At 45.8% G+C, this 12,913-nt stretch carries 10 protein-coding genes; 7 read left to right on the forward strand and 3 right to left on the reverse strand.

All coding sequences use genetic code 11. The features are described from left to right. The first annotated feature begins 1 nt into the window (after position 1). The 7 genes from ACKU35_RS09570 (at position 2) to ACKU35_RS09600 (ending at position 8,512) form a co-directional block, all read left to right on the forward strand. Entirely contained in the window at positions 2 to 1,411 is a 1,410-nt protein-coding gene (locus ACKU35_RS09570; protein WP_319759000.1) for a GAF domain-containing protein, read from the forward strand. Further along, positions 1,392 to 2,501 carry a HEAT repeat domain-containing protein gene (locus tag ACKU35_RS09575; RefSeq protein ID WP_319759001.1) on the forward strand — a complete coding sequence of 370 codons (1,110 nt, stop codon included), beginning with the start codon at positions 1,392 to 1,394 and terminating at the stop codon, positions 2,499 to 2,501. The genes ACKU35_RS09570 and ACKU35_RS09575 overlap by 20 nt, the downstream gene beginning before the upstream one ends. After that, positions 2,488 to 3,993 (forward strand): GT4 family glycosyltransferase PelF, encoded by a 1,506-nt coding sequence (pelF, locus tag ACKU35_RS09580; RefSeq protein ID WP_319759002.1) that lies wholly within the window; start codon positions 2,488 to 2,490, stop codon positions 3,991 to 3,993. Before ACKU35_RS09575 ends, pelF begins: the two co-directional genes overlap by 14 nt. Positions 3,994 to 3,996: 3 nt before the next feature. After that, complete coding sequence (gene pelG / locus ACKU35_RS09585; RefSeq protein WP_319759003.1) at positions 3,997 to 5,367, forward strand: exopolysaccharide Pel transporter PelG; 1,371 nt, start codon at positions 3,997 to 3,999, stop codon at positions 5,365 to 5,367. Positions 5,368 to 5,385: 18 nt separating this feature from the next. Continuing rightward, positions 5,386 to 6,357: an NAD-dependent epimerase/dehydratase family protein gene (locus ACKU35_RS09590; RefSeq protein WP_319759004.1), complete on the forward strand. Its 972-nt coding sequence runs from the start codon at positions 5,386 to 5,388 to the stop codon at positions 6,355 to 6,357. Between the two features lie 2 nt (positions 6,358 to 6,359). Next, entirely contained in the window at positions 6,360 to 7,424 is a 1,065-nt protein-coding gene (locus tag ACKU35_RS09595; RefSeq protein WP_319759005.1) for an HDOD domain-containing protein, read from the forward strand. Positions 7,425 to 7,564: 140 nt separating this feature from the next. Beyond that, a complete protein-coding gene (locus tag ACKU35_RS09600; RefSeq protein ID WP_319759006.1) occupies positions 7,565 to 8,512 on the forward strand; it encodes an HDOD domain-containing protein in 948 nt (315 codons plus the stop codon). A gap of 39 nt (positions 8,513 to 8,551) precedes the next feature. Here ACKU35_RS09600 and ACKU35_RS09605 read toward each other — a convergent pair whose 3' ends face one another. From ACKU35_RS09605 to ACKU35_RS09615, 3 genes are all read right to left on the reverse strand, one after another. Next, positions 8,552 to 9,934, reverse strand: a complete 1,383-nt coding sequence (locus ACKU35_RS09605) for an MBL fold metallo-hydrolase (RefSeq protein ID WP_319759007.1) — start codon at positions 9,932 to 9,934, stop codon at positions 8,552 to 8,554. 74 nt (positions 9,935 to 10,008) lie between these two features. After that, positions 10,009 to 10,422, reverse strand: coding sequence for a desulfoferrodoxin family protein (locus ACKU35_RS09610; RefSeq protein ID WP_319759008.1), 414 nt, complete (start codon positions 10,420 to 10,422; stop codon positions 10,009 to 10,011). A gap of 131 nt (positions 10,423 to 10,553) precedes the next feature. Continuing rightward, positions 10,554 to 12,803, reverse strand: coding sequence for an ATP-binding protein (locus ACKU35_RS09615; RefSeq protein ID WP_319759009.1), 2,250 nt, complete (start codon positions 12,801 to 12,803; stop codon positions 10,554 to 10,556). Positions 12,804 to 12,913: the final 110 nt, after the last annotated feature.

Consider the following 12,913-nt stretch of genomic DNA (forward strand, 5'->3'; position numbering starts at 1 on the left):
TATGTTTAAAATTATTTCACCATCAAAAAAATTCAAGCTTTCAAAATATTATGAAGTCCTGCTCGGCCTCATCGCTATAACCGCGATAAATTTTCTATTTTACCGGCATGATCCGGGCTTTGTCTCGCTCTCCCCGCATCCTTACTGGATTGTTATTCTACTTACCTCTACCCGGTACGGGTTTTCGGGTGGTTTCTTTGCCGGGCTTGTGTCCGGGATGATTTATGTTATTTTCAAAAGCTTATCCATCCCTGATGTTGAGGTGGCTGATTTTAGGACACTTGCCATCTGGGCCAAGCCTATTCTTTTTTTGCTGGTCGGTGTCGTGCTTGGCGAGATGCGTCAATTGCATATCCGTGAATACGATGCTGTCTGTGAAGAGAGGGATACCTATCACGATGCTTTCGATAAAGTAAAAACCAAGTACGATATACTCAGTGAAGCTAAGCAGGAACTGGACAGTAAAATTATTTCTCAGGAGAGCACACTGGGAACTCTCTATGAAGCGGCGCAGGGATTGCGTACTTTAAGCATAGACAGCATTTATCCTGCGGTGTTGGAGATTCTTCGTGAATTTATGGATGTTGAGGATTGCTCGATCTATTTATTTGACGGCACTGAGTTTAAAATTGATACGGCTTTGCGGCACAGCAAAAGTTTTGTTGCCGATACGGTTCCTCTTGGGGAAAGTCTGATGAGCATCGCCGCAGAGAAGAAAAAAGCTGTATCCATTCGCGATATAGCAAGTACCGAGAGTATGCCCAGCGGTATTGTTATTTCCGCACCTATCTTAGCAGATAACCATTCTCACGTGATAGGTATGCTTAACGTTGAGAAAATGCCTTTTTTGAAATTCACCAGCGATTCCGTGCGGGTGGCCGGTCTGGTTGCGGACTGGTGCGGCAGTAGTGTTGAGAACGCCACTGTTTTTGCCGAGACTAAGGATAAACTTATCGCCGATGAAATAACCGATGCGTACACTTATGATTATTTCTTGCGCAGGTTGCGTGAAGAATTTGTACGGGCACGGCGTTACGAATTGGATCTTTCCCTGATTATGCTCGAATTTCCCGGTCTTTCCAATGCTTCGGACGAAGGGCGTGATGAAGTGCTGATGGCTTTCAGTATGATTCTCAAGAATCAGATACGTGAAATAGATATCCTTTTTATGAGTGACGAACCGGGAGCTTTTTACATGATACTTCCGACTACTCCCGCTGCCGGTGCGCGGGTTGTGGTTAATAATCTGCTGAGTTCTTTCCGGGCGCTCAGTGTAATGGCTTTTGAGACTGATCAGAATCTTGTCGAACTCCGGGCCGGGGTGGCCGGATATTCCCTGGAGATGGAGGAAGCCACTGAATTGGTCGATAGGGTTAAAGAGGATCTGGTAAGTGTTCTTTTTGCGGAATAAAGTAATCAGAAGGGCGCGGGTGCTCCTGCTGGGGGCTTTTGCCGCTTCCTATCTGTTCGAGGGGACAGCGCTCTGGTTCTTCCTGAACCGGGGGGGCGTCTTCTGGTATATTTATGCCGCTATTGCAGCTCATTTGATTTCCAGCCTGTCCTTTCTGATATTTACCACTCCCAAGCCTAGAGCTCTGCCGGGTATAGCTTTTTATTATCCCCGCCTTGCGGCTCTGTTTACGCTTTTCATGCCCGTGATCGGGCTGATCGGTATTTCCGGAACTCTCCTTGCGGCAAGGGTGCTTATGCGCAGTCGTGGGCTTGCGGAGGAATATAAAGAAAAAGCCTATGAAGGAAAGGATATGGAAGTGGATTTACCCACGGATATAACCGAATTCCTTTACGATGAAATTGATGTGCATCCCATTGCCGACATTTTGTCCGGTGATGATATGGAGATGAAGCGCGGGGCGGTTAATCTGCTGCGCCGTATCGGTTCCGCCGAGGCTGTTAATTTATTGCGAAAAAGCCTTTCCGATGAAAATGCCGAGGTCCGTTTTTACGCCCACACCGCACTCACCCGTCTCGAAGAAGACTACGCCGACGCAGTGGATAAGGCCCGTTTCAGGGCGGAGAGGTATGACAGTGCTCAGGCACATGCCGAGCTGGCCTCTACCTATAGGAATTATGCCAGAAGCGGTTTGCCGGAAGTTAATATGCAGGAGAGTTCCATGGCTCTTGCTTGTGAACACTGGCGTAAGGCAGTTGAACGGGATCAGGAAAATAAAGAATACCTCCTGCGCCTTGCAGAGTCATACGCGGAAAGTAAATCGTTTGCCGAAGCGTTGCACATCTACCGAGAGACTTTGAATGACCCCGAGCTTGAGCTTGAATCACGACTGGGGATATGCATGGTGTTTTTTGAGATGGGCAATTTCATTGCTCTTTTTGAAGAAGTTGAGAAATTGCGGGCCCGTCCGAAATTGGAAGCTCATGATCCTTTCAGAAAATTGATTTATACTTTCTGGCTTGAAAATACTTCCGCTGATGAAGAGCAGGCACCAGAAAACTTTGACGAGGTGGGCAGTGAGTTCGCATAAAAAATATGATGTCTGCCTGCTTCTGGAGGGGACTTACCCCTTTGTCTCCGGGGGTGTTTCTACCTGGATTCATAACCTGATCAAGGGAATGCCGGAGCTGACTTTTACCGCAGTGTGTATTCTGGCTTCCTCTAAAGAGAAGGCCGAATATCGTTACGATGTGCCGGATAATTTTGTCGATCCTAAAATTATCTATCTGCATGATAAGGTTGATATACCGCGTAATCCATTCAAGAAAATTTCCCGCAAGAATATGGAAAAGCTCAGGCATTTTCATTCCTCCTTGGATCGCAATGATATCAGCATGATGAAAGATATGGTCGAATTGTTCAGGCATGATAAATTCCCCCTCTCCGAACTTTTTCACGGCAAGAAATCGTGGGATTTATTGGTGGATAGGTACGGCCCGGAATCAAGTAAGGAATCCTTTATCGATTATTTCTGGACTTTCAGGTTTACCCATCTCCCGATTTTTAAAATGCTCTCTCTGGAATTGCCCGAGGCTAGAGTTTATCATACAATATCAACTGGATATGCAGGACTTCTCGGGGTTATCGCACGGGTTATGACCGGAAGACCACTGTTGCTTACTGAGCATGGTATTTACGTCAAAGAACGTAAAATTGAAATTTCGCAGGCAGAATGGGTTTACCGCCGGGAAGATGAACGAATGCGCATCGAGAGTAAGCTAGGAGCATTCCAGACATTCTGGATCAGGATGTTCGAGCAGCTAGGTCGGCTTTGTTACGACTATTCATCCGCTATTTATACACTTTACGAGGGGAACAGACAGCTTGAGATTCAAGAGGGGGCCGATCCGGATAAAATAAGGATTATTCCCAACGGGATCAGTCTGGATAATTTTCTGGGCCTTAAGCCCGCGAATCATGATTATCAAGGCCAGACTGAATTCGCTATCGGCTTCGTAGGCCGGGTGGTACCTATCAAGGATGTAAAAACTTTTTTGCGGGCTATTAAAATAGTAGCCGGCAAAATCGAAAAACTTAATGTTTACATCATGGGGCCAACTGAGGAGGATAAAGAATATTATGAAGAATGCGTTAATCTTGTTCGGTTGCTGCACCTTGAAAAGGTTGTGGAATTCACCGGCAAGGTGAAGGTTACCGACTATCTGCCCACGCTTGATCTGATTGTTCTAACCAGTATCAGCGAGGCCCAGCCATTGGTAATAATGGAGGCCAATTGCGCGGGAGTTCCAGCGGTAGCTTCCGATGTAGGTTCCTGCCGGGAACTTTTGGAAGGGCGTAGCGTGGCTGATCAGGCTCTCGGGCCGTCAGGGATTGTTACCAAGGTTGCCGATCCGGTCAGCACCGGAGAGGCTATCCTGAAAATTCTGACCAGTCCAATCCTGCGTCAGCGCATGTCCAGAGCCGGGATAGAACGGGTGAAGACATATTATAAAGAGTCCGACCTCAATGAAACGTATTTAAATATATATAAAGACTATATGGCAATGGATGATCTGGAGTAAAATATGGCTGGAATCGGTTTTGAATTAAGAAAAATGCTGCGCGGGGATAGCTTCCTGTCCGATGTGTCCGCCTACCTCTACGCGGCCATGGTTTCTTCCGGTCCGTGGCTTATGAGTGTGCTTTGTCTCGCTGTTCTGGGGGTATATTCTTATTCCGGTTTTTCCGAGCAGGATCAGGATATTTTCCGGTCTACCATTGTGTATGTTTACGCCTTTACCCTCATTTATGTGGGCTACATTCAGCTGGTGGTTACCCGCTATCTGGCTGACCGTTTTTATATGGGCGATGAGAAGATTACCCTGACTGCTTTTTTTACGGGGTCGGTAATTGTTCTGGTGGCCGGTGGGCTTTTAGGGACTGCCGGTATAATGTTTTTTGAGCTGACGCTGATTTACAAAATTATCTCGATTGTGCTTTTCCTGATTGTGGCCATGATCTGGCTGACGATGATTTTTCTTTCAGCGATTAAGGATTTCCGGTCAATAGTGCAGGCCTTTGCCCTAGGCACATCGTGCAGTGTGGGCGGAGCTTTTCTGCTTTATCCGTTCGCCGGGCTTGAGGGGTACCTGCTGGGGTATACTCTCGGACAGGCGGTGATATTTTTTTGGCTGCTGGCCCGTTTACTGGCAGAGTTTCCGGCCGGTAGAGTCTGGGACTCAAAGATGTTTTCTTATTTCGGGAAATATTGGGAATTGGCCTTGATCGGCGTGTTTTTCAACCTCGCCATCTGGATTGATAAGATAATGTTCTGGTTTGCGCCGGATTCAAGGGAAGTAGTCCCGTTTCTCCGTACCAATGATATTTACGAGGGACCGATTTTCTTTGCCTATCTGACCATTGTACCGACTCTCGCGCTTTTTCTGGTTAAGATTGAAACCAAATTTTATGAGCATTATCATGATTATTTCGCGAAAATTATTTCCAAGCAAAGTCTATCCAGCATACTGCAGGAAAAGAAACTAATGGTCTCCATGCTCAATGAGTGTTTACGGGAAATTCTCATCGTGCAGGGATCATTGACCATGATTTGTATTTTTCTGGCTCCTGAATTTGTGGATCTTGTAGGTTTGGCGCCATTGCAGCAGCCGTTGCTGCAGATCGCTCTTGTTGGAGCGTTTATGCAGGTAATGCTTTCCGTTGCCGTTATCATCCTTTCCTATTTTGACCGGCGTAAAGACGTGCTGGCAGTTACGCTTGTTTTTCTGCTGAGCAACTGCGGTCTTAGCTGGCTGAGCATGCAACTGGGATTTACCTTTTACGGCTATGGCTATTGCTACTCCTGCTTTATCTCGTTGATGTTTGCCTATTACCTTGTCTCCAAGTGTGTGCGTAATCTGGAGTACATAACCTTTTCAAGCCAGCCTATATTTTAAAATATGGAGTAAAGATAAATGCAGAAAGTATGTCTTGTGACCGGTTGCGCCGGGTTTATCGGAAGTCATCTGACCAGCAGTCTGCTTGATCTGGGGCATGCCGTTGTGGGGGTTGATAACTGTGCCAGCGGCTATTCTCGCAATATGGAATCTTTCATTGGACATGCCGACTTTACATTCTATGAACGGTCCATAACTGATAAAGGGTTACTCGCCGAATTGAAGGCTAGACATGAAGAACTGGATGTGGTCTTCCAATTGGCGGCGGTGGTCAGCGTGCCTTATTCTGTGGACAACCCTGAGCTGACCATTCAGGTAAATTTTGAGGCCAACAGGGACATGCTCGATGCCGCTAGGGAGATGGGCTTTTCGAGCTTTGTCTTTGCCGGGTCAGCTGCGGAATACGGCAACGAAGAACGTCTTCCGGTTAAGGAAGAATATGCTGGATCAGCTGAGCAACTCAGCCCTTATGGGGTGGCTAAATATAAGTCATCAGCATACATTGAAAAGTCCGGCTACGGATGCTCGTTGCGTTTCTTTAATATTTTCGGTCCGCGGCAGGACCCGACCAGCCAGTACAGCGGAGTTATTTCCCGTTTTGTTGATTTCGGTCTTTCCGGTGAAAAAATGGTCATTTTCGGTGATGGAAATCAAAGTCGTGATTTTTTATATGTTTCAGATGTGGTGACTTCCTACCTGATAGCTGCCGGACTGGACCGTGAGGGCCGAGGACCATTGACCGGTATTTACAATGTGGGTACGGGCAAAGGGCGTTCCATCCGTGAACTGGCGTCCATCATTGCGGATCTTACCTCTGGCCCTAAAGAGATTAGTTTCAAGCCGGAACGAGCCGGGGATATAAAACATTCCTGTGCTGACGTCAGCCGTATTACGGCTGCCGGATTCAAGCCGGAAATATCTTTTGATGAGGGGCTTGCTTTAACCGTTGCATGGGCTAAAGAAGCCCATATTCTTAATTCAGAAGGATAGCGATGCAGGATGTAGATAAGACAAAGACTTTAAATCCGCAGATTAAAGAAGCGGCTATTAGATATGTAAAAAGAATGTATCAGAATAACCGTGATTCCGATATTATGCGGGTTTTAAAAAAAGAGTCCTTCAAGCATGTTTATAAAAAAATGGTTGTTGATCCGGACGAGTTCAAGGTTAAACCGCGTCCGGCTGATATTGGGGCGTGGAATGGCAGAAAGCCTGAGAGTCCTAAAGATTTTTTGAAGTCAAAAGTTGTGCTGCCGTCCTTGCCTCAGGTTCTGATTGAGATACAGAAAATTATCCAGGACCCGGGCAGTTCCGCGGATGATCTTGCTCGGGTGCTCAACAAAGATCCCAAGTTGGTGGCCTCTATTTTGAGATTATCGAATAGCGCCATGTACAGCTTTCGTACCGAGGTGGATACAACTTCGCGCGCTGTTGCCTTGCTTGGATTCAAACAAGCGAGTTCTCTTGCACTGGGAACGGTTTCACTCAGTCTTTTCAAACGTTCGATGAAGGGAGCCGTTCTTCATGTTGAAAAGTTCTGGAAGCATTGTATTGCCTGCGGGGTGATTGCTCAGGCAATCGCTGAAGCAGCCGGCTGTGAGAATGTGGAGCGCTTTTTTGTGGCCGGGATGTTACATGATATCGGGCTTTATGTTATTTTTGAAAGTGACGCCAGTCTTGCACAGGAGCTTGTTGATCTGGCCGGTAAGGAAGGTAACTGTCTGTGTGATGCTGAAATGGAGTTACTCGGTTTTGATCACGCCACTCTTGGCGGTGTGATTCTAAAGGATTGGAGTTTTCCTACTATGCTGGTTCGATCCACTGCCGGACATCATGATCCCAGTAAGGTGGTAGATGATCCAGATTCCGGGATTGTCTATATTGCGGAATTTATAGCACAGGCTTTAGGGTATGATCTGGGACTTTCTTTAATAGTAGGGACCTTAAATGATGAGATAATTGAGAGCATTGGGCTTCCCCCCGAACGTTATGTTGAGATTCTTCCCAGTGTTCATAAAATAATTGATGAAATATTTGAAATACTCAATCCGTCATAGATGTTAACACGTTCCTATTAATAAGTATTATTTGTATGCCAACAGAAAGAATCAAAATAAGACCGGATGTTAAGGTCGCCGCAGTTCGGTATGTGCACCAACTCTTTATGCATGCTGGTGATTCAAGCCTGATCCGTGCTTTGAAGAAAGAAGCTTTCAAACGGGTTTACAAAGAGATTCTGCGTGATCCTAATTTTGGCAGGCCCCGGGCTATGCCTCATAGTTATGAGCCTTGGAACAGAGAAAAACCTAGTGGTTTTGAAGATTTTCTCAAAGGGTCAATCTCCTTGCCCTCTTTGCCGCACGTACAGATTCAATTGCGTAAAATAATTAATAGTCCTGATCACGATGCTGCTGATCTCATTAAGGTAATAAGTAACGACCCAAAGCTCTCCGTTGCAGTTATGAGGCTGGCAAATAGCGGACTATATCAGATTGATGAAGCCGTTGATACTCCGGCAAAGGCCGTTAAAACTCTTGGTTTTTCAAAAGCCGGATCTTTGGCTCTAGGGACTGTTTCACTTAGCCTTTTTAAGAGACAAAAAACTTATGTTCTCGATTTGGAAGAGTTCTGGACGCATTGCATCGCTTGCGGAGTGATTGCTCAGGAAATAGCATTTTCTGCAAAGCTTGGTGACCCGGAACGTTTTTTCACCGGTGGATTGATCCATGATTTCGGTCTTCATGTGATTTTTGAGAGCAATCCAGGTCTGGCTGTGGAGTTGTATCGCCTGGCGAATAGCGAAGGATACAATCTTTGCAAGGCAGAGCAGGAGTTACTAGGATTCAGCCATACTGACCTCGGCGGTTACATCCTTGAAAAATGGAAATTCCCACGGCAATTGGTATCTGCTGCGGGAGGGCATCATAATCCGTGTATGATAAAAACGGACCCTGATGCCATGGTCATTCATGTGGCTGATTTTATCGCTCAAGCACTGGGATATGGTTTAGGATTATCTAAGTCGATTGGAGTAATTGACCCGAACGCTTGGGAAATAATCGACATAACAGAGGATCAGTTAATTGAAATGTTGCCGGAAATCAGAAGATTGGTGAAAGATATCGTTAGTATTTTAGAAGAATAAAAAAAGTCCCGGAATATTACATCCCGGGACTTTTTATTTTTATGATTCCATTTCATAACCTGACCTGCGCCAGGCAATCGCTCCACCAGCCAGTGAGCATACTTGCGAAAAACCGCTGCTTTGCAGGTAGCTTCCTACAATATTTGACCGGTATCCCGATCCACACATGACTATGACGGGACTGTCTTTATCCACATCAATGCCTTCTTCTAGAATATTGGTAAAGGGTTTGTGGATCGCGCCCTTTACCATTCCGCTTGTAACTTCCGCGGGAGTGCGAACATCGATCAGGGTAAAATCCCTGCCTTCCGCAATTGCATCATGCAGCTGGTGTGCTGACTTCTGAGCAAGGCTTTCCACCGGGTAACCGGACATGAGCCATGCGGCCATTCCTCCATGCAGATAACCGAAAATACGGTCATAACCGATGCGGTGCAACTGGGTACACATCAGATCATAATCTTCCTTGGAGCTTACCACCAGCAGCAGGTCGGAATCCGGATCAACGGCCATACCAACCCAGTTGGCAAGCTGTTTTTCAAGACCGATGTTGAGACTGCCTGGAATATGAAAACCGCCGAAACCGGCAGCGTCACGCACATCAATGACCGTACAGCCCTTATCAATCATCTGTTTGAATTTCTCAGGGTTCATGGCCCGGTCGAGCGGACAGCGTTCCAGCAGCGGGGCACCTTTGAAGTTTGTGTTGATGATGTGAGTAAAGGATTTCGGGCGGCTGGGAAATGATTCCATAACCTTTGCCTTGAAATCCTTAAAGGTTTTGAATTGGAGCATGGGATTGTAGCGGCGTTCATAACCCAGTGTGCTGCTGGGTTTAGCGCTCATACCTTTACCACACAGCGATCCCTGCCCGTGGGCTGGGTATACTTCCAGATAATCCGGGAGCTTGCCCAGCTTATTGTATAAACTGTTGTAAAGGTTTTCAACCTGCTCATCCAGAATTTCATCACCGGGAAGGTCCGGGCGTCCGATGTCGCCGACAAAAAGCAGATCACCGGTGAGGATCATCCATGGTTCAGCTCCGCGCACGATGTCGGTAACAAGAATAGATACGGCGTTGGGAGTGTGGCCGGGGGTAAATAGAAAATCAAGTTTGGCTGCTCCTACAGTGAGGGTATCGCCTTCCTTGATGGGAGTGTGCGGGTAGCCGACATCCGCGTTTTCGTGGATATAAAGCTCCGCACCGACAATGGATTTCAGCTCCTGTTCACCGCCCACATGGTCAGCGTGAACATGAGTGTTGATGACACGGGTAATTTTCATGCCTTCTTCGCGGGAAATATCAAGATATTCCTGAACATCCCTTCGCGGGTCCACTACAACCATTTCTCCAGCGGCGGGGCAGCCAATTACATAGGAATAGCAGCCCAGTCCTTCTGTTGTTAATTGTTTAAAATACATTTAATGCGTGCTCCTATTAGTAGATTTCGCTTTTTAGAATGAAAGAGGAGAACATTTTCTACAGTCGTTTTCGTTTATAATTTAACAGGAGTAACCCAGAAATCGTGCTTGTTGCAGAAGCTGGTAGCGTAGAGTTTCTTTTTCTTGCTTCCAGCCGGCAGCTTGAAGGTGGAGATAGCTTTTTCGTCAGTGTTGGAAAATGTTTTGGCGCCGATAACATTACCGTCCTGATCAACTAAAGTATGCCGGACGATGTAATGTTTTTCGGTCATCGGGTGCAGGGTACGGATCGTGGCAGTGTTGTTTTCAACTTCTACTTGTGGAAGGTGGGTGGCAGCTTTTTTCGCCCAGACACCGGGATCTTTACTGGTGTATACGATGTTTGAAGGATACCCATGTCCCTTTTTTGCGGCTGCATTGGTTACAGGCATCAAGATAGCCGCTGTGGCTGCGGCGGACATAGCCATGAATTTTCTTCTGGAGTTCATAATTTTCTCCTTGCGACCTGAGGGCCGTGATTTATGTTTCTTACAACGGAATCATACTATAATAATATAATTAGTAATACCTTATGCTTGAAAATCTGATACTAGTCAATAATAATTCCTGATATTAGTTGTTATGAAATGTTAACACGCTTGATTCTTTCTAAAAACTGTAGCTTGGTAATGGGCTTGGTCATATAGCCGCTGCACCCGGCCGCATGGGCTGATTCTGCTGTTCCCTTAATCGCGTGAGCTGAAAGGGCAATAACAGGAACCGGTGTATGGCCGATCGTTTTTTCCCAGTCTCTAATTATTTTAGTTGCTTTATAGCCATCCATTATCGGCATCTCAATATCCATAAAAACAATGTCGGGCTGAAATTCTTTATACAGTTCGACTCCTTCTTCACCGTTCGCCGCACACTTCATAATATAGGAGGTCCCGGAGATGAAATGCTTAAAAAGAAGCTGATTACTCTGATTGTCTTCCACCAGCAGCACTTTGCTCTGGATATGCGAGTCTGCTGCCTTTGGTTCGGTCTTGTTTTCGGTAGAAGGCGAATCTATTACCTCCGGCATGGTTATGATGAAGGTAAAATTGCTTCCGCGACCGGGTGTGCTGGATACGGTTATGCTGCCGTTCATCAGTTCGCACAATTTTTTGCTTATGGATAACCCCAGCCCAGTCCCCTGAAATTCACGGGATATGGAATTGTCAGCTTGCGTAAACTGGTCAAAAATAGCCTGCTGTCTATTTGGCGGAATGCCAAGTCCGGTATCCTCAATTTCGAATTTTAACTCAACCTGACCGTTGCGGAGATTTTTGCTGCACGCCTTAACGCTGACTCTTCCTGAATCTGTAAATTTGACCGCATTTCCGATTAGGTTGATCAATACTTGTTTTACTCGTACCGGATCTCCTTTAACCTGATCAGGCAGCTCTCCGTCGATGCGGCAGGTTAGTTTTATTTTCTTCTTAGCTGCTGAAAGTTCAAAAATATTAAAAGCTTGATGCAGGGTTTCTGAAGGGTTGAAGTTAATATGTTCCAGATCCAGTAAGCCTGCTTCAATTTTAGACATATCCAGAATGTCGTTGATCAGGTCCAGCAAGCCACCGCCTGCATTATCAAGTAGTTTGATGTATTTTTTTTGGTTCTCTCGAGGATTGGATTCTTTAAGCAGGTCAGTAGCACCGAGAATGACATTCATAGGTGTTCGGATTTCGTGGCTCATAACTGCCAGAAATTTACTCTTGGCCTGATTTGCATCCTCTGCTGATTCCTTGGCCTTGCTTATTTTACGGGCCACAGCCCAACCTATAAAGCCGGAAATGAGGACCGCCAGCGCCGCAATGATCAGGCTTAGTTTGTATTCTTTTTTGATGCCGCCCAGATAATCGTTTTCCGGGAGATAGAGCCCTATAATCCATGGCCAGTGGTCATTTTTAAAGGGCGTGAACACGGAAATATAGCGTTCGTTATTGTGTTCAAAGGTTGTAAATACATGTTTTTTGGGTAGTTGGTCAGGTAGAAGGTGCAGGGAATTGAATGCCTTTCGGCTCAATATATCCGGGAGTTCGTTTATCTTGCTTAGGCGGACTTTATTATTCTGAGTTGTCTGTTTCAGTGCTTCCAGATCCGGAAAAGCCACCACGTTTCCGCTGGTATCAACAATAAAAGCTTTACCGTTTTTGCCGATGCTCAGCTGTTTTAAAAAAATCGAGAGTCTATCTATTGTTATGTCGACGCCTACAACTCCCCGCAAGCGTCCTGCTTTATCGTAAACCGGGCTGGCTGTGGTGATACCGGGTTTCTGGCTGGTAAAGAAGATGTAAGGAGCGGTCCAGATAACATCATTGCTGACCAGAGAATCGATGAACCATGGCCGCTTTCTGGGATCAAATTTGTCCAGCGGTGCGAATTTGCTTTCAAGCTCTTGATGATCGGGAGTTGACCAGATTAACTTTGTAGTCCTTTTGCCGTCCTTTATCTTGATTGTTTTGGTGAACAGTCCGTCCTTAACTTTGTCATTGGAACGGGTGACCATGAAAAATTCACCTTTTGTATTACCGTAGTATATTCCGGTAAACTGGTGATACAACGAAAGCTGCTCCTTGAAGTACTGAAGCATATTTTCAGAACGATCACCGCTGACGATATTACTGTCGGCCAAAAAACGGGTAAGTTCAGCTGCTTTTTCCGCCGGACTCAGATAACTTTCTGATTTATCGAGAGTATAGGCTGAAATATTGAGCATTATATCGTGTGCAAGTCCGGTGAGAGCTTCGCGAGAGGTGGTGGAGTAGGGGATTATTATGATTGCCGTAAGTGCCACTGCTAGAGATATAAAGCACAGCGTTATCCACCATTTTTTTAAATAATTCATATATTTGATATCTCCGCTCAGTTCTGGATGTCGTATATATTGTGTTTTTATCATGTACAAAATACATCATTAATTAATTATCCTGCTGAGAGCATAAAATCAATATACTA

The sequence above is a fragment of the Maridesulfovibrio sp. genome, assembly GCF_963676065.1.
Classification (GTDB): Bacteria; Desulfobacterota; Desulfovibrionia; order Desulfovibrionales; family Desulfovibrionaceae; genus Maridesulfovibrio.

Coding starts and splice junctions, on each gene's coding strand:
- ACKU35_RS09610 (WP_319759008.1), bottom strand. CDS start 10,422: ATGAACTCCAGAAGAAAATTCATGGCTATGTCCGCCGCAGCCACAGCG.
- ACKU35_RS09570 (WP_319759000.1), top strand. CDS start 2: ATGTTTAAAATTATTTCACCATCAAAAAAATTCAAGCTTTCAAAATAT.
- ACKU35_RS09590 (WP_319759004.1), top strand. CDS start 5,386: ATGCAGAAAGTATGTCTTGTGACCGGTTGCGCCGGGTTTATCGGAAGT.
- ACKU35_RS09615 (WP_319759009.1), bottom strand. CDS start 12,803: ATGAATTATTTAAAAAAATGGTGGATAACGCTGTGCTTTATATCTCTA.
- ACKU35_RS09595 (WP_319759005.1), top strand. CDS start 6,360: ATGCAGGATGTAGATAAGACAAAGACTTTAAATCCGCAGATTAAAGAA.
- pelG (WP_319759003.1), top strand. CDS start 3,997: ATGGCTGGAATCGGTTTTGAATTAAGAAAAATGCTGCGCGGGGATAGC.
- ACKU35_RS09605 (WP_319759007.1), bottom strand. CDS start 9,934: ATGTATTTTAAACAATTAACAACAGAAGGACTGGGCTGCTATTCCTAT.